Raw genomic sequence first — 17,966 nt, 5'->3', positions numbered from 1 at the left:
AGAGACGTTATGACCGAGCGTTCTGCGACATCGAACTACTCGCGGCGCGATGCCCTGCGCATGGTGGCAATTGGCGGAGCCGCCGGCATCTTCGCGCCCAATCTCTTGGGCAAGCCGGCCCTCGCGCGCACCTCTCCGGCAAAGCCAACCGGCCGCGTGATCGTCGGACTTGGGCAGGAGCCGACCGTCTTCAATCCGCTGATGGCCCACATTGAAGTCGACGATGGTGTGCATTTCTCGGTCTTCGACGCACTCTTCCGCATCGATCCTCAAGGCGTCATTCAGCCCAACCTTGCATTGGAAGTGCCAAGCCAGAAGAACGGCGGCATTTCGGAAGACGGTCTCAAATGGCGCATTCGTTTGCGTGACGATGTCCGTTGGCACGACGGCAAGCCTTTCAGCGCCGAGGACGTGAAGTTCACGCTCGAGCTGATCACGAACCCCAACTTCCGGAGTTGGCGCACGTCCGGCCATTCTCTCGTGCGGGACATCACGGTGGTCTCACCCACGGAGATCTCGTGGCGAATGGAAGAGGCCTTTGCGCCGTATTTGTCGTTCCTGACCGAAACCTTCATCGTGCCCAAGCACATCCTGGAAAAAGAGGCCAATCCGAACAATGCCGCCTTCAACCAGGCGCCGGTCGGCACCGGCGCGTTCAAGTGGGGCAAGCGGGTCGCCGGTGACCATCTCGAACTCGTGGCCAACACCGAATACTTCGGTGAAGGCCCTCATATCGAGCGGCTGGTCTTCAAGTACATTCCCGATCTCACCGTCCTCTACACCCAGTTCAAGAGCGGCGACATCGATCTCGTCGGTCAGCCCTACATCACTCCCGATCATTATGGTGAAGCCAAGAAGCTGCCGAACCGCGTGGTGACGCTGGTCCCAAGGGCCTCGTTCGAGTCCTTCTACCTGAACCTCGAGCGCCCGCAGTTCAAGGAGCATGCGGTCCGCGAGGCGCTTTATGCGGCGATCGACAAGGAGGCGATCATCCAGGGACTCTACTACGGCGTGCCGACGCCGACGGAGACGTTCATGCCGCGGCAGTCCTTCTACTTCAATGCCGGCCTGCCGCTGCACCAGTTCAATCTGAATCGCGCGCGCAAGATTCTCGACGAGGCGGGCTGGGCTCCGGGAGCAGGCGGCATTCGGACCAAGAACGGTGTTCGCCTGTCGTTCACCAATTCGACCACCTCCGGAGATCCGCTCCGCGAGCAGGTGCAGCAATTCCTGCAGCAGACGTTTGCTCAGCTGGGCGTGGAGATGAAGATATCGAACCTGCCCGCCGCCGTGATGTGGGGCGAGTTCTGGATGCAATCGCAATTCGATTCCGTGATCGTCGGCAGCTCGTACCTGATCGGTGCCGATCCGGACGTCACCAATCGCCTTCACTCGCGTTCGATCGGAGCCAAGGGTGGTCGCGGCTCGAACAATGCGCAGTATGCGAATCCGGAGGTCGACGCTCTGCTCGACAAGGGCGCGCGGACCTTCGATCCTGAAGCCCGGCGCGCGATCTACTCTCGCGTCCAGGAACTTGTTCGTCGCGACCTGCCGTTCCTTCCGTTGTACCAGAGCAATGCGGTCGAAGGACTCAAGAAGGGCATCAACGGCTTCGTGCCGAACGGCAATACGCGCACGGAATCCTGGAATGCGCTGGCCTGGTACTGGGCGAGCTGATGTCCTGGCCGCCCTGCAAGGAGCGGCCGGTGGTCCTGTCACGCTAATGGAGGGCTCGCATGTCCGGCTTCCTGCTCAACCGTCTCTCGCAGAGCATCGTGCTGCTGGTGATCGTCTCGATCATCGGCTTCACGGTTCTCAACCTCATGCCTGGCGGCCCTCTCGCGCAATTCGGGCTCGATCCCGGCATGACCCAGAAGGACGTCGAGCGCCTCGCAGCCCAGCTTGGGCTGAACCGGCCCCTGTGGCTTCAGTATCTCGACTGGGCCTCGCGGCTGATCCGGGGCGACTGGGGACACTCCTTCCGCGATGGCTCGGCGGTGCTGTCGGTGATTGGCCGACATCTGTTGGCGACGCTGCTGCTGATGGGCACGTCCACCGTATTGGCCATCGCGGCCGGCACCTGGATCGGCATTCGCGGTGCTACCCACCGCTATTCCCTGTTCGACTATTGCGCGACGGTGGGTGCCATGGTGGCACTGTCGGTCCCGACCTTCTGGTTCGGCCTCATCGGCATCTACATCTTTACGCTGAAGCTCGGTTGGGTACCTGCGGGGAACATGTACACGATCGGCGACGGCTCGGTGCTGGATTATCTGCACCATCTGATCCTTCCGAGCCTGGTGCTGTCGCTGGTTCATGTCGCGATCTGGAGCCGCTACATGCGCACGGCGACGCTCGATGCGCTAAGTCAGGATTTCGTTAAGACCGCCCGCGCCAAGGGCGTGAGCGAACGACGCATCCTGCTCAAGCACGTCGTCGGCAATGCGCTGTTGCCGATGATCACCCTGGCCGGGATGCAATTGCCCAGCGTTCTGACCGGCGCACTCGTGACCGAGACTGTCTTCACCTGGCCGGGAATGGGGCGGCTGTTTCTCGACAGCCTCGGCTACAGTGACTATCCGATGGTGATGGGACTGTTGATATTCTCGGCCATCCTGGTCGTGTTGGGCAACCTGATCGCAGACATCGTCATCGCTACCGTCGACCCGCGCATTCGTCTGGGCTGAGCCCGCCGGCTCGCCCTGTTACCAGGAGGCAGCAGATATGACCACCATTGTCGTGCACGCAGCTCCTACTCGGTGGTGGCACAGCCGTGCGGTGGCGCGCTTCATGCGCCATCATCTGGCGCTTGTCGGCATCGCGATGATCACCCTGCTTGTGCTGGCGTGCGCTATCGGCCCCTATGCCTTGCCCTACGACTCCCTCCAGATCGATCTGCGTGCCCGCTTTGCGCCGCCTCTCAGCGGGCACCACTATTTCGGCACCGATCCCCTCGGACGTGACTTGGCTGCACGGCTATTGGAGGCCGGGCGTGTGTCGCTGCTGGTGGGATTCTCCGCGATGCTGCTGTCGACGCTGATCGGCACCCTGGTCGGTGTGACGGCGGGTTATCGCGGCGGTTGGGTCGGGGCAGCGCTGATGCGCGTGGTGGACGGCTTCCTTTCCTATCCCTCGATCTTCCTCGTCTTGGCGCTGGCCGCCATGCTGCGGCCGAGCCCGGTGATGATCACCGTGATCATTGCCGTCACGAGCTGGATGGAGACCGCCAGAATCGTCGAGGCCGAGGTCCGCTCGCTGCGCGAGCGCGAGTTTGTCCAGGCTGCGCGCATGGTGGGACTGAGCCGCAGGCATATCATGTTCCGCGAGGTCCTGCCCAATGCCATGGGTCCAATCATCGTCGCCGCAAGCCTCGCCGTCGCCCGTGCGATCCTTCTGGAAGCCTATATCAGCTTTCTCGGCTACGGCATCCAGCCGCCGCTGCCGAGCTGGGGCAACATGCTCAATGGCGCCCAGCAATATCTGGCGAGCGCTCCATGGCTCGCGATCATTCCCGGTGCCGCGATTACGATTGCGGTGACGAGCTTCAACTTCATCGGCGACGGTCTGCGAGATGCCCTCGACGTTCGAAACGACCACATCTGAACGAGTTCAACCGAGCCGCGGCTGAACCCATCAACCATCCCAGAAGCGAAGCCATGCACGCGCCGAGAATTGCCGAGAAAGCCACGCCCTATTGGTGGGAAGCCGCGCCGCTCAAGCCGCCGCCTCAGCAGCCGATAGCCAAGAGGCTCGACGTCTTGATCGTGGGCGCGGGCTATGCAGGGCTCTCGGCCGGTCTGGTGCTGGCACGCGAGGGCCGTTCGGTTGCGGCTTATGATGCCATGGACCCCGGTGAAGGAGCCTCGACGCGCAACGGCGGTATCACGAGCGGTTCCATTCGACCCGATTACGCGACGCTCACGCGCCGGTTCGGAGAAGAGAAGGCGCTGGCGATCGAGGCGGAAGGCTATGCGGCGCGCGCGTTCCTGTACGATTTCATCAGGACGGAGGGCCTCGCCTGCGACTTCCAGCCGGTGGGGCAGTTCAAGGGTGCCTTCGGTTATGAGCAATACGAAGCCATGGCGCGCACCGCGGAGAGGCTCGCAAGGAAGCTCGGGATCGAGGCTTACGCAGTTCCCTATGCCAAGCAGCGTCAGTACATCGGGACCGATGTCTATCGCGGCGGCACGGTTCGGATGGACATCGGCGGGCTGCATCCGGCCAAATTCCACGCCGAACTGCTGCGCGTCGCGCTCACGTCCGGATTGGCAGTCCACGCGCGCACGCCCGTGATCTCGATCGAAAAAGATGGCGCCGTCTTCCGCGTTGTCACCTCGGCCGGTCCGGTGCAGGCGCGTCAGGTGCTGGTTTGTACCAACGGTTACACCGATGGTGCCGTGCCCTTCCTGCGCCGCAGGCTGGTCCCGGTGCGCAGCCGGATCATTGCAACGGAGGAGCTCGCGCCCGACGTCATGGCGCGGCTGATGCCGAAAGGGATGATGATCACCGAGAATCGGGAGGTCGGCTTCTATTACCGGCCTTCGCCCGACGGCAGACGCATTCTGCTCGGTGGCCGCGACAGCTCTCGCGTCGGCGATCCAATCGCTCCGAAGCTGCTTCTGCGCAAGGGCTTGGTCAATCTGTTTCCGGAACTGGAGAGCGTTCGCCTCTCGCACAGCTGGTTCGGCAACGTCGCCATGAACCGCGACATGATTCCTCGCATCTTCGAGCAGGACGGCATCGTCTATGCCACCGGCTTCTGCGGTTCAGGCGTGGTCTGGGCGCCATGGGTCGGCATGCATGCGGCGCACAAGCTGATGGGACATGACGCGCAGGCGTGCACTGCCTTTGACTTCCGCCCTCCCGCCTTCATCCCGTTCTATCGCGGCAATCCCTGGTTCATGCCCGCGTTCATTCAGGGCTATCGCATGCGGGACCGCATCGCTCTGTGGCGCGCCAGCCGCTGACAGCAGATCGGTCGTTCAATCGCATCATCATTGAAATGCTGTGCCGAACTTGGCTCCAGTCCGATACGTAATGCTGTGAGGCGCAAGATAGGCTGCGGACCATGCGAGGATCACCCGGATAGCCCTCGTCTTGGCACTGGCGATCTGGCCGGCAAACCGAAAGAGACTTGCCCCATCATGACGACCGCAGCGGCCGAAGATCGCGTCCATGAAGATGTGGTCCTGCTTCCATTCGCCAGATCGCATCGGGAGGGCGCGCTAAGACTCTCGCAAGAGATGTCCTGGCCCTACCGGATCGAGGATTGGGATGTCGCGCTGCAGTTGGGCCGTGGCTTCGTCCTAGAGCGCGCCGGAGCGGTGATCGGAACGGCGGCGTGGTGGCCATATGGCGACACGCATGCTTCCGCCGGGATGATCATCGTCGCGAAGGCTGTTCAGGGCCGCGGCTACGGGGCGCGACTCATGGACGCGTTGCTGACGTCCGCGCGCCCACGAACGGTCGCGCTGAATTCGACAGCCGAAGGCATCGCCCTTTACCGACGCCGGGGCTTCGTGCCGATCGGGGTCATCCACCAGCATCAGGGAATTCCAAGCGAAACCGGCAGGTCGCCGCGCTCGGACCTCGTCAGGGCAATGGCTGCATCGGATTTCGATGCAGTCGTGCGGCTCGATCGCGAGGCCACCGGTTGGGAAAGGCAACGGATGCTGGATCGGCTCGTCCAAAACGCCGATGGCTATGTCCTGCACCGTGACGGCATAGCCCGCGGTTACGCCATCTCCCGGCTTTTCGGTCGCGGGCATGTCATTGGCCCTGTTGCGGCCGAAAGCCCGACCGATGCACGTGCGCTGATCGAGGCAGCGCTCGCACGCCTTGGTGGGCGCTTCGTCCGCATCGATACGTCTGCGGCATCGCAACTCGGGCCGTGGCTCGAAAGCATTGGCCTGCAGCATGTCAGCGACGCCACCACCATGACCCTGGGGATGCCGGCGCAATCGACCGGTCCGGCGCGCAGCTTCGCAATTGCCAACCAGTCGTTCGGCTAGGAGACATCGAAGTGCTAGGCCAGGCGATGCGCGGGACAGATATCCAGAGTGGCAAGGTCGCCGCGACGCTGGCCGCATTGGCAACTCCCGCCCTCCTGCTCGACAGGGACCGGCTGGATCGCAATCTTGCCCGTCTATCCTCGCGCATGGCCGCGCGCGGTGTGGTGCTGCGGCCCCACATGAAAACCGGAAAATCCATTGACGTCGCCCGGCGCGTCTATCGGTCCGTGCCCGGGCCAATTACTGTCTCCACCCTGGCGGAGGCGGAGTATTTCGCACAGCACGGTTTCCGGGACATGACCTATGCGGTAGGTCTGGCGCCGCACACCTCCGACAGAGCGATGCGCTTGCAGAAAGCAGGCATCGACATCAAGGTGCTGTTGGACTCGCCTGAGCAGGCTGCCATGCTTGGCGCGGCCGGGCGCGCAGCCGGTGTGACACCGTCCGCCCTTGTCGAGATCGACTGCGACGGTCATCGCGGTGGGCTGACCGCGACCGATCCGAAACTCGTGGTCGTTGCGGCCGCCATGGCCGAGGCCGGCGTCAAGATCGCCGGCGTTCTCACCCATGCCGGCGAATCCTACGGCCTCAGTACGCCTGCGGCCCTTGTCGCGGCTGCGGAGAGCGAGCGCGCCGTGGCCGTCGCCGCCGCGATGACATTGCGCGCGGCCGGCCATGAATGTCGTGTCGTCAGTGTCGGTTCGACGCCGACCGCGCATTTCGCCGACGACCTGACCGGCGTCACGGAAATGCGGGCCGGCGTCTACATGTTCTTCGATCTGGTCATGCACGGCGTCGGTGTCTGTACGACCGACGACATCGCAATCTCGGTGCTCGCCACTGTGATCGGGAAGAAGCCCGAGAAGGGCTGGATTTTGGTCGATGCGGGCTGGATGGCCCTGTCGCGCGACCGCGGCACCGCGGCACAGCCGGCCGACCAGGGATACGGTCTGGTCTGCGACGTGGCGGGCAAAGTCTTTCCCGACCTGATTGTTTCCCAAGCGAGCCAGGAGCACGGGATCCTCGCCGTCAGACCCGGGTCGGCGCACGCTTTGCCCGATCTTCCGATCGGCGCGAAGGTCCGCATCCTGCCCAATCACGCCTGTGCGACGGCGTCGCAACACGAATTGTACAACGTCGTTTCCGCGGACAGCGAGGCGATCGAAGCGCGATGGCCCCGGATGCGCGGCTGGTAGGCCGTCGAAAGGATCGCTTCCAATGACCTCGCCCCTTCGACACCTGACGGAAGCCGGCTTGCTCGGAAAATTCTACATCGACGGAGAATGGCGGAAGCCGATCGGATCAGTCGCGGCCGCAGCATCCGTCGTCAATCCGGCGACGGAGCAGTCGATCGCCGAGGTTACGCTTGGCGACGACGATGATGTGGACTGCGCCATAGCAGCTGCCAGACGAGCCTTCGCCGGCTGGTCCACGACACCGCCTGCTGAAAGAGCGGCGCTGCTTGATCGGGTTCATGGTTTGCTTCTCCAGCGGCTGGAGTTGTTCGCGCAGGTCCTCACGTTCGAGATGGGAGCTGCCATCACCTATGCGCGCCGAGCCCAGGTGCCGCTGGCCGCCGAGCACATCCGTGTCGCACGCGACAACCTTGCGAACTATCCGTTCGTCACCCCACGCGGCAGCACCGCGATCATGCGAGAGGCGATTGGGGTCTGCGGTCTCATTACCCCCTGGAACTGGCCTCTCTACCAGATCACAGCCAAGGTCGGCCCGGCGCTCGCGGCTGGTTGCACGGTGGTGTTGAAGCCGAGCGAATTGTCGCCGCTGAGTGCTTTGCTTTTCGCTGAGGTGATGGACGATGCCGCTTGTCCGCCCGGCGTCTTCAACCTCGTCAATGGAACAGGCCCGATCGTCGGCGCTCGTCTCGCGTCGCATCCGCAGGTGGACATGATCTCGATCACCGGCTCGACCCGGGCTGGCGTTCTCGTCGCGCAAGCGGCTGCACCCACCGTCAAGCGCGTTGCCCAGGAGCTCGGCGGCAAGTCACCGAATATCATCTTGCCTGATGCCGATTTTGGCCGTGCCGTTCCGCTGGGCGTCGCGGCCGCCTTCCGCAACCTCGGCCAATCCTGCAGCGCGCCGACGCGCATGCTGGTGCCTCGCTCACACATGAAAGAGGTCGAGGCCTTGGCGGCAGAGGCCGCTTCAGAGCTGGTGGTCGGCGATCCCCTTGCGGAAAGCACGACCCATGGCCCGGTTGCGAACCGGCCGCAGTTCGAGCGCGTGCAGACCATGATCGGTGTCGGCCTGGAAGAAGGCGCCAAGCTCGTCATCGGCGGGCGAGGTCGGCCCGGCGATCTTCGGACTGGCTTCTATGCGCGGCCGACCATCTTCTCGAACGTCCGTCCCGACATGAGGATCGCGCAGGAGGAAATCTTCGGTCCGGTGCTGTCGATCATTCCCTACGACACCGTGGACGAGGCGATCGCGATCGCCAATGACACCGTCTACGGGCTCGGCGCCCACGTGCAGGGCACCGATATGGAGACAGTGCGAACCGTCGCGGGGCGGATCCAGTCGGGTCAAGTCCATCTCAACTATCCTGACTGGGACCCCAATGCTCCCTTTGGCGGCTACAAGCGCTCCGGCAACGGTCGCGAATACGGCATCGAGGGCATGGAGGAGTATCTTGAGACCAAGGCCGTTCTCGGATTTTACCGATGAATGCTTCTGCGCTGAACTGGGACTCGGTCCCGCTAGAGCAGCTCGTATCACTCAAGTGGTTAAAAACCCGAACATCTTGCGAAGTCCTTGATGATTTCAGCACATTCTATCGACCGCACGATGCGATGAAGGGCTGATCGGAACTTTGCTTCCGCATTCTTGGCAGCCGAGGTTCGTTGGAACATGTCGCCCCACGTCGAGCGCATTCACAGCGATGAGCGTCTTCCGGCCGAGGCCGACGTCGTCATCGTCGGCGGCGGCATCCTCGGCTCTACGGCCGCCTATTACCTGGCGAAGCGCGGCCTCTCCGTGGCGCTGCTCGAGAAGGGCCACGTCGCCTGTGAACAATCGAGCCGAAACTGGGGTTGGTGCCGCCAGCAGAACCGCGACCGGCGCGAACTGCCGCTCTCGGTGCTCTCCATGCGGCTGTGGGACGAACTCACGCGCGATGTCAATCGGGACCTTGGATTTCGTCGCTGCGGTCTCGTCTATGCGACCCATGACGAGGCTGTGCTCGCGGGTTGGGAAAAGTGGCGCGAGGTCGCCAGGGAGTACGACGTCGACACCCGCGTGCTGAGTCGGGCGGAGGTGGCCGAGCGCGTCCCCGAAGCGCGCGACAAATGGGTCGGCGGCACCTATTCGGAGCGGGATGGCAAGGCCGAACCTGCGCTCGCCGCGCCGGCTATCGCCGAAGCGGCCAGAACTCTGGGCGCCACGATCCACCAGGGATGCGCTGCGCGGAAGCTCGACCTGGCCAATGGCAAGATCGCGGGCGTGCACACGGAGAAGGGCTACATCAGAACCAGCGCGGTGCTGTGCGCCGCCGGCGCCTGGTCCTCGCGCTTCCTTCGGCCGCTCGGGATCAGTTTCCCCCAGGCGAGCATCCGGCAGACCGCGCTGCGTTCTACCCCGACAATCAACATCGGCGAGGCGGTCTCCACACCGTACTGCACGATCACGCGCCGACTGGATGGCAGCTATACGCTTGCGATCAGCGGCAAGGCGAACCTCGAAATCACGCCCCAGGCGATCCGATACAGCCGGGAGTTCATGCCGCAGTTCTTGCGTCGCCTGAAGAACGTCAGGCTCGGCGTCGGCCAATCGTTCGTTTCGGGGCCGGATTCAATGGCGGCGCTGCTGGCCAACGACGATCGGATATTCGAGCAGAATCGCGTGCTGGATCCTCCGCCCTTGAAATGGCTGGTGAGCCAAGTGGTGGCGAGTGTCCGGAAAACCTTCCCCCAACTCGGCGAAATACAGATCGATAGCGCCTGGGGCGGCTTCGTCGATTGCACGCCGGACGCGGTGCCCGTGGTGTCGCAGGTGGACGGGGTGAAGGGCCTCGTCCTCGCGGCCGGCTGCTCGGGTCACGGCTTCGGTTTGGGCCCGGGGCTCGGCTATCTGGCCGCAGAGCTGGTCGTCAACGACACGCCTTGCGTCGATCCCGCACCGTTCCGGCTGTCGCGTCTGACCGACGGCTCGAGGCTGGACATAGCCGCCATCTGAAGATCGAGCCGGAAATCAGGCCCTGCAGTCCCCAAGGAGCGTTTCCTCCCCAACTTGAGCCACTCCTTCGGAGTGGCTCTTTCTTTATGCACGAGAGGATTTGGCTGATCGGGGTGCATCGGCCGAAGCCCCGCCGTTCGGAAGCATCGGCACGCCGGCTGATGGTTCAACTGGCAGACTTCCCTCCCATTGGGCAAACGATCGCGCCGGCGTTCATGATGTCCGCCGGATCAAAGGCGGTCTTGATCCGGCGCATGGCCGCGATACGCCCAGGATCGCTGTACCGGGCTAGAAGGTGCTTCTTGAAACGACCGACGCCATGCTCCGCGCTGAACGTGCCGCCGAGCGCGGCGGCCGTGTCGTAGAGTTGCAACGAAAGGCTGCTTTCGATCCGCTTGGTGAATTCCAGCCGGTCGACATCGCGAGGAACGAGCACGTTGTAGTGCAGATTGCCGTCGCCGACATGGCCGTAGACGGACAGTTCAAGGTCGGCGTCATACGATCGTACCTGCGAGCCGGCCAGGTCCAGAAAGCGCTGAATGGAGGAAAGCGGTACCGAGATGTCGTGCTTCACCGATCCGTTCCGGCGCTTCTCGCCTTCGGGGATGGTCTCCCGGAGCCGCCACATCGCGGTTCGCTGCGATCCGCTCTGCGCCAGCAATGCGTCATCGACGCAGCCGGTCTCGATCGCCTCGGCCAGAACGGCTTCCATCAGTTCGTCGAGATCGAGATGGCGTGAGGAAGAGGCGAACTCGACGAGAACGGCGCCTCCGGGGCCCGCGCCGAGGGAGGGCGGGTCAGTTATTGCTTCGGTCGCGAGCGTAATCGATCGGGATGTCATGAATTCGAACGTGGTCAGAAGATCCGCCGATTCGCGGCGGATCAGCGTGAGAAGCTCGGCGATTGGAGCGTCCTTCGCGAGCTTCAGCCAGGCAGTCGCGCGGCGGGTCGGCAAGGGCGCGAGACGCAACACTGCGCCCGTGACGATGCCGAGAGTCCCCTCGCTTCCGACGAAGCACTGCTTGACGTCGTAGCCGGTATTGTTCTTCCGCAACTTGCGCATGTCGGAGACCACCGTGCCGTCCGCCAGCACCGCCTCGATTCCGAGCAGCAGATCGCGCGTCATCCCGTACCTCACGACCGACAGCCCGCCGGCGTTCGTGCCGATATTGCCGCCGATCCGGCAACTGGCTTCCGCGCCGAGGCTGAGCGGCAACAGAAGGCCCGCAGCCGCCGCGGCGTCCTGGACGTTCTTCAGGATGGCGCCGGCATCCACAGAGATGCTCATGGAGACGGGATCGATTTCGCGGATCCTGTCCATCCGCTCGAGGCTCACGATAACCTGGCGTCCGGACGCGTCCGGCGTAGCGCCGCCGCAATAGCTGGTGTTGCCGCCTTGCGGAACGATTCCGATCCCGTAGTGCGCCGCCAGCCGTACGATATCGGCGACTTGCTGTGTCGTCGCCGGCTTCAGCACGGCAAACGTCGAACCCGTGAAAAGCTGACGTTGATCCATTGTGTAGGTGGCGATCCGCTCCGGGTCCTCAACGACGCCCCCGCTGTCGAGGAGGTCACGAAAAGGTCGGACGTGTACTGACTGGGACATGTCTCAGCTCCCGATTGGCGCTGAACCATCTTTGCGCGCTTGTACGGGATTGCCTGCCGTTCGGTGCTGCTTTCGAAGAAGCCAATGCTGAAATGCCGCGGTTGTCGGCAGTGCCAGGAAGGTGCTGCTTTTTTAGGTAGCCGAACCTTCCTATTGACTGCTGCCCGCAAGCGAGGGTGACCGCGGTGTCCCCTCCCAAATACTCTCGCGCCCCTTGCCCGGGACTGTTCCTCCTGAGAGATCTGGTCTCATTTGGAAGCGACTGCCAACCTATTTAAATTGCTAGAGGGGATTCCGCGACCATCTCTTGTCGCGTGTCCCCAAACCGTCAGGTGCCCTCCGCGGTTGGATATTTCGCTGTAAGTCATTGATCTCTAATGGTGGGATTTTGGCCCAGTTGGAAAAATTCTCTTGAAGAATCAACGGCCATAGCATGTCTCTTAATCAGCGGGTCCCAGGTTCGAGCCCTGGTGCGCCCACCACCTTTAAGCCCGCAAGGGCTTCTTTAAATTCTTCGATAGAGCAAAGCGCGTCTGGTGCGACGTTTTGTTGGAGTGGACACGGCCGGTTTGCTATTCGGTGTTTCCCTAGTTTCTATATCTTCACCCATTCGATACAGCGCGCAGATCCGATGGGACAAGTCGGTCACGTGCTTGTCGTAGAATAGGAAATCGGAGCGGGCAAAACGGACGGTGTGTTCTGTCCGGCGCAGCAAGATACCGCTTGCTGCAGAACCAGAATGTTCCGGATCTGGGCCCGCGAAGCGCAATGGGCAGTTCGATGCCGCGGCCAGCGATCGCTGGCGGGGTCATGCGCAAAGATCCGTTATGCACGCACGATCTAGCCGGCTTAACCTCTTTCGCGTCAGCCGCGCTTTCGCTGAGAGGGTAACGTAAATTCCACGACCTCGTGCTTGTCGCACGGATCAGGTGGCTGATTTTTCTTCACGATCAGCTCGAGCTCGAGAGCCTCGAAGGCGAGCTCATCCGCCAAGCGCTTGAACAGCTCGCGCTTCTCTATGTCCGTCGCCCGCTGACTCATCAGCGTAAATTCTCTGGCGTCAGCGCGGACCTTTTCCAAACGTCCTCGGAGGTCCTTCATGTGTGCCGGCGTAGCTTTTAATATTATCCTCGGCCCGAACAATCAGTTTGCTTGTTCGGATTCACCGGGAGTCAACTGCCGAAACTCGATACTGGTTCGATGCGGACCGCCAAATTCGTCGCTCATCGTGCTGCGATATTTGGCCATGCTCCATGACCCGGCCCCTGTTCAGGGACTGCGGGCTGAGGTCGGCCGTCCTGGCTGATGAGCTATCTCTGTCCGGCTCTCGCCCGATGATGCACAGAACGGGCATACCTGAAGGGGCATGAATGTTCGAAAGCGCACAGACGCGAGTGTTGCGCCCGACTAGGCTGCGAGCGATCCTGGGCGTTCGCGAAGCGCTCAGGGCCTGATGGCATCGGCGGATGCCAAATGTGCCGGCTGCAGCGAAACGGTTCCGTCCGCGAACGCAGTGTTGCCGGCTGCGTGCCGGGCATGAGGCAGGAGTAAGCTCGGCAGATTAGATCAACGATGGTCGTTCTCGTGCGTAGTGTCCTTCTCATAGTGGGAATATGGCTGCTGGTGAACGTTCTGTTCGTTGTAGCTGTCCTGCCCTCGCGCAGACCGGCACCTACTCGGCACGCAGCAATTCCATCTCCGGCGACGATCAACACGACGGCCGGTCGCTCGGATGGTCGCGAACCACCACTCCTGCAGCGCGGGATGACTCCAGTTGCAATCAGAGTTCTTTTCGTCGTCCTCCTCCTTCCAGCCCTTCGAGCGTGGAATGCGGTTAGGCGGCACTTCAGAGAGCATCACGACTAGAGTCGGGCCATCGTGCGCTTGAGTTCTCGTCGATGTCTTCACTGCGCCGCGGGCCCCCCGAGCGATTCAGCGAGACCGTCAGCCGGATCGCAAGTGCGGTCGCTACGGCCAATGGCTCCAACCATAGTCATGACCCGCGTTAAAACGATAATGTGAAAATCTCAGATCGGGAAACAGCCGGCGCCAGCATTCCCAACCCAAAATGCCGCAATCGGCGCTCAATTTGTCTGGCGCTTTTGAGCTGAAGCCTGATCGATCAGGAAATCGTCCAAGTCTCGGCCGCTTCGAAGCTGCGGCCGCAGCCATCGCGGCTGCCTGCCACGACCCGACCATGTCTCCGCTGGGTTCTTCGGATTGCGATATTTGGGACGGACGGGCGGATATGGACGACGGCGCTTGTAATTGAGCCGTGTGACCTCGCTGGCCAGTCTAATGCTGCGCAGCCTTTCCTCCAAACGTGCTTTTTGCACCAACATTTTCTGAGTGAGTTTGGCGGCGACCTCTTGGTGAAGGGTCCAGAGCTCGTCAACGGAGAGCGAATTAAAATGCGCGGTGTTCATGGCTCCAATCCGAATCTTGGGCAGAAGGCCCGGGCACACAAGTCGGGAATCAGGGAGCAGGCAAGCCGCCAGTTAAATATTGATCGCACAATCCACATTTAAATCCGCTAGGTGGCAGGGAGAAAGGCGCGACGATGGCAATATCGCGATGGAGTATTTAATTCGTAGCGGGGGTGTCCACCTATCGCGACATCCACGAACTCATCCCTCGGCAAGTTTTGCTTTGGTGTTCGGGAACGGGCGCAACTATCGCAATCGACCGGGCGGCTACGCCGCGGATCGAGGCCCGGCGCAACTCAGATGACCGATGAATCCATCGGCCTATCCTTGTTGCAGGCATCCCTGGAGTGCTGGACCGGCATATAAATTAGGTGGCCAAGAATACCATTAATTCATCGCGTTGCCCGATTTAAGCCGCATGGGGGCCGTTGTCGCCGCTAAGGCTCAAGCGGGGGCGCACCCGGGAGTTTCCGATGTCCGGACATTTGCGATTGTACTTCGCCAGTTTGCTCCTTGTCGGAGGTTTTTCGGCGACGCCTGCGTCTTCCAATCCTCTAACCGACTTCTTCAATACTGCTACGTCCCAACCCACGGTAACCACCCCTCCGCCGCAAGCCGAATGCGCGCCGCGTCCCGGTACCTCGACCAGTGGCGGACAGCATTGGGTCTACCGAACGGACGGTCGTCGCAGATGCTGGTTCCTGGCCGAGGGCATCGCGACGGTGAAGAAACCCATTCGGGCTCCCGCGGCCAAAGACCGTAGCGCCAGTTTCGACGAGAACCGGACCACGCAGACCACGCGGAGCGTGATCGTTGATGCGCGCGCGGAGTTGCTGCGCTCTGCACCGCCCGAGCAATCCCAGACGCCTGTAACGGAAATGCAGGTAGCAGATGCCACTTCCGATCTCGGCACGGGTGCTACCCTGATGTCGGCGGCTCCCGTCGGAGATATTCCCCGCAACCAGCTCAAGCACGAACACTCCGTGCCGGATCAAGTCAACGTTGGGCAGTTTCTCGCCGCCGCGCCTGCCGACCCACCTCAAGATATGCCGCTGGGCCCGCGCACTGCAGAGGGGCACGACGAAGCGCGCAGCTGGACGGGCTGGCTCGGTGGGCTGCTGATGACGCTTGGTGGCCTCTCGCTCTTAAGCTCGAGCCACACGCTTCGGCACGCAGTGAGACTACGCCACTGAGGTGGCGACATACGAGGTACTGCCGCCGCGCGACCGACGGATTGAACGAGCACGTATCGCCGAACTGCCACACGTACAATGGTTCCGTTGCATCGCACTTAGTTTGGCGCTGCCTTAACCGGACATTCGGGTACGATGATCGTCACCTTTTTGGATCGGACGGCATCATGCGGTATAAGGTTTTCGTGGTGGACGGCAGCCGGCAAGTGATCTGCACTGCAAAGCTCGACTGTATTGACGAGCAGGCGGCGAGACGCCGAGCCGAGCAAATGCATGACGAGCACGACGTTGAGCTTTGGGAAGGCGATCGGCTCGTTGCGGTGTTCCGAAGTGCAACGTCGAGTGAAAGTCGGAGCTAACGCCCGACCCTGAATGGGCGGCCGGTCTCGCCGCCGAGTTCGTTCAAGTGTTGTGAGGCACCCCGGCCTGGCTGGTTGGCGACGCGTCGTAGCGACGTCATCGCCGAGGCTCGCTAGGCGCAGATGAAAGCCGCCCAGTCCTCTTTCAAGGTAGAGGTGGACGCGAGGAACGCGGGCAATCCGTGCATCGACCGCGCGAGTGAGCCGGGTTATCCTCGGATCCGGCGGGTCTCTAAACGGCTCTAGCTATGCCGCTCGCTTTGGTACGCCGCCTTCTGCCGATTGGTTTTGTTTCTAGATGTCGGAGCTTACTTCGAAGTTTCTCCACCTCTCTGAGCTCCTCCAGAAGCGCCTGGTGCCGTTCGCTCAGAACAGCACTAGAAGAAATTTGACGCGTACTCGACATCACATGCCTCAGAAAAGGACTTAACTAGGAAGTCGACGAAAACGGAAGACAAAGAACGCCCGACTGAAGCTCAATGAGCTAAGGCCGCGGCGGCCAGATGTTCCCAGTACTCTGCCTCTGCAAGCAATTTCCAGCTTCGCGCAGGTTGGAGTACAGCAGTCTGACGGCAAAGCAAGGCCATTGCGCGAAAGCGGCGGGCAGCTTCCATTCCAACCTCCCAGGTTTTCTTTTCCCCAACATATTTTTTAATTTTGTGATGGAGTCATCATGATTATATACAATAATAAAATAATCGGTTGTTTTGCTTTTCCCGCACCCAGGGCAGATGCGCCGGCTACCGAGCCCGTAACAATGATGACGGGTCCTGGCTGCGCGCTACGCTCTAGAGCGTACCACCATCCCGCGATGGTCCGCCTCGCAAGGTGGGGTCCAGGAGCCCCTATGATTGCGGCACACCGGTGCAACTGACGGGAATCATGCGGCTGCAAGGCAGCGATCAGTGCGATCGGAATCTTCGAACGGATCACCTCACCCGTCGTGACAGATGTGCTGCGTCGCGCCTTCGCACGTCGCGAAATTTGCTCCATGTGCGCGGGCCAGGGGCGCAGCATCCGGTCGATTATATCGCCCTCACATGATTACCTATTAATCTTATTATAGCGCTGCTCATCCGTAATAATCCGGTGATTGCTTACCGACTCCAGCCAGCGCTCTGCCCAGGATCCGATTGTTGGTTCGGCCTATCGTATTTGATTTACGGCGCTTTTGTCGATTCTGAGATTGTTGTGACGGCTCGCTTCGCAGTGCGTAGATTTAAAATCGGAATTATATATTAAATGTTGACGCTAATAAGTATTTAATGAATAGTTTGTCGCTGGCGGGGCCGGAGATAAATCCGCAGCCGCTGAAGTTGCCAAGGTGTCTGAAAAATCCATCTTGAAAGAAGGGATTCCTCTATGTTGCATCATTTCATCGAGACCAAGGAAGCGTTGAAGCGTCTGCGGACGGACCAGGACGGCGTGGTGTCATTCGAGTACATCATCGTCGCGGTTTGCATCATCGGCGCAGTGTCAGCTGTGTTCGGCGTTGGGGCCGGCGGTGCGATCGGAACCGCGCTGACAGGCGGGATCACCGCGATCACCACCGCTTTTACTGCGGCAGTCTGATACGGCCGTCCGGCCAGAGGGGGGCATCGGAATGTGTCCCCCTCCGAATGTTATTTCTCTCCATTCTTATTGTTGCTGTGCCTTCCCACCACCCTGAGGCATGCATGAGCTGGGTTTCTTCCATCGTCTCGATACTGGAAATCTCGTTGTTGCTGTATGTCGCAACGCTCGACGTCGCGACCCGCACGATCCGAAATGACGTCTGTCTCTTGCTGGCGCTGCTCGGGATCGCCCGTCAGCTTGCCAGCCCAATGCAACTTGCCGAATCCCTCATCGCCGCGACGCTCCTGTTCCTGCTGCTGCTCGGGCTCTACCAGCGTGGCGGGATTGGCGGGGGCGACGTCAAGTTACTGGTAGCTTTGGCCATTGGCCTGCCGCCGACGGGCTTGATTGAGTTGCTGGCGGTAACCGCGCTGGCCGGGGGCGTTCTTGCCCTGGTGCATCTGGTGATGCGCGTCCTGCCATATCCGAAATTGGCGCCGGTCGGTTCGTCGCTCGCACGGCGCGTCTACGCGATCGAGCGCTGGCGCCACGTGCGACACGCGCCCCTGCCTTACGGGGTGGCCATAGCGTGCGGTGGCATCTGGACCATCTCGAGCAGAGGATTTTGA

Annotated in this window: 14 protein-coding genes; 11 read left to right on the top strand and 3 right to left on the bottom strand. The window is 61.6% G+C overall.

The features are described 5' to 3' along the window. The first annotated feature begins 9 nt into the window (after positions 1-9). The 8 genes from N2605_RS24995 to N2605_RS24960 all read left to right on the top strand — a co-directional run bounded on the left by N2605_RS24995 (position 10) and on the right by N2605_RS24960 (position 10,199). Entirely contained in the window at positions 10-1,677 is a 1,668-nt protein-coding gene (locus tag N2605_RS24995; RefSeq protein WP_036025125.1) for a peptide ABC transporter substrate-binding protein, read from the top strand. Positions 1,678-1,736: 59 nt separating this feature from the next. Further along, positions 1,737-2,687, top strand: a complete 951-nt coding sequence (locus N2605_RS24990) for an ABC transporter permease (protein ID WP_036025127.1) — start codon at positions 1,737-1,739, stop codon at positions 2,685-2,687. 37 nt (positions 2,688-2,724) lie between these two features. Continuing rightward, positions 2,725-3,603, top strand: coding sequence for an ABC transporter permease (locus tag N2605_RS24985; RefSeq protein ID WP_036025129.1), 879 nt, complete (start codon positions 2,725-2,727; stop codon positions 3,601-3,603). Positions 3,604-3,656: 53 nt separating this feature from the next. Continuing rightward, a complete protein-coding gene (locus tag N2605_RS24980; protein WP_225148551.1) occupies positions 3,657-4,967 on the top strand; it encodes an NAD(P)/FAD-dependent oxidoreductase in 1,311 nt (436 codons plus the stop codon). 177 nt (positions 4,968-5,144) lie between these two features. Beyond that, the gene (locus N2605_RS24975; RefSeq protein ID WP_225148550.1) at positions 5,145-6,011 is read left to right on the top strand and encodes a GNAT family N-acetyltransferase; all 867 of its coding nucleotides are present in this window, start codon (positions 5,145-5,147) and stop codon (positions 6,009-6,011) included. A 26-nt stretch (positions 6,012-6,037) separates the two neighbouring features. After that, a complete protein-coding gene (locus tag N2605_RS24970; protein WP_225114744.1) occupies positions 6,038-7,207 on the top strand; it encodes an alanine racemase in 1,170 nt (389 codons plus the stop codon). 22 nt (positions 7,208-7,229) lie between these two features. Further along, on the top strand, positions 7,230-8,693 hold the full coding sequence (locus tag N2605_RS24965; RefSeq protein WP_225114736.1) for an aldehyde dehydrogenase family protein: 1,464 nt from the start codon (positions 7,230-7,232) through the stop codon (positions 8,691-8,693). Positions 8,694-8,876: 183 nt separating this feature from the next. After that, a complete protein-coding gene (locus tag N2605_RS24960; RefSeq protein WP_260343397.1) occupies positions 8,877-10,199 on the top strand; it encodes an NAD(P)/FAD-dependent oxidoreductase in 1,323 nt (440 codons plus the stop codon). 166 nt (positions 10,200-10,365) lie between these two features. Here N2605_RS24960 and N2605_RS24955 read toward each other — a convergent pair whose 3' ends face one another. From N2605_RS24955 to N2605_RS24945, 3 genes are all read right to left on the bottom strand, one after another. Beyond that, positions 10,366-11,805, bottom strand: a complete 1,440-nt coding sequence (locus tag N2605_RS24955) for an FAD-binding oxidoreductase (protein ID WP_225173903.1) — start codon at positions 11,803-11,805, stop codon at positions 10,366-10,368. Between the two features lie 864 nt (positions 11,806-12,669). After that, positions 12,670-12,906, bottom strand: coding sequence for a hypothetical protein (locus N2605_RS24950; RefSeq protein WP_109142896.1), 237 nt, complete (start codon positions 12,904-12,906; stop codon positions 12,670-12,672). A 983-nt stretch (positions 12,907-13,889) separates the two neighbouring features. Further along, complete coding sequence (locus N2605_RS24945) at positions 13,890-14,231, bottom strand: H-NS histone family protein (protein WP_074448231.1); 342 nt, start codon at positions 14,229-14,231, stop codon at positions 13,890-13,892. Positions 14,232-14,704: 473 nt separating this feature from the next. Between N2605_RS24945 and N2605_RS24940 the strand changes: the two genes are divergently transcribed. The 3 genes from N2605_RS24940 (at position 14,705) to N2605_RS24930 (ending at position 17,966) form a co-directional block, all read left to right on the top strand. Next, the gene (locus N2605_RS24940; RefSeq protein ID WP_036008225.1) at positions 14,705-15,424 is read left to right on the top strand and encodes a hypothetical protein; all 720 of its coding nucleotides are present in this window, start codon (positions 14,705-14,707) and stop codon (positions 15,422-15,424) included. Positions 15,425-17,145: 1,721 nt separating this feature from the next. Beyond that, the gene (locus N2605_RS24935; RefSeq protein WP_036008144.1) at positions 17,146-17,355 is read left to right on the top strand and encodes a hypothetical protein; all 210 of its coding nucleotides are present in this window, start codon (positions 17,146-17,148) and stop codon (positions 17,353-17,355) included. A 104-nt stretch (positions 17,356-17,459) separates the two neighbouring features. Next, positions 17,460-17,966 carry an A24 family peptidase gene (locus N2605_RS24930; protein ID WP_260343396.1) on the top strand — a complete coding sequence of 169 codons (507 nt, stop codon included), beginning with the start codon at positions 17,460-17,462 and terminating at the stop codon, positions 17,964-17,966.

Source organism: Bradyrhizobium yuanmingense, from assembly GCF_025200905.1.
GTDB lineage: Bacteria > Pseudomonadota > Alphaproteobacteria > Rhizobiales > Xanthobacteraceae > Bradyrhizobium > Bradyrhizobium yuanmingense.
This window is presented reverse-complemented; position numbering and strand designations above follow the sequence as displayed.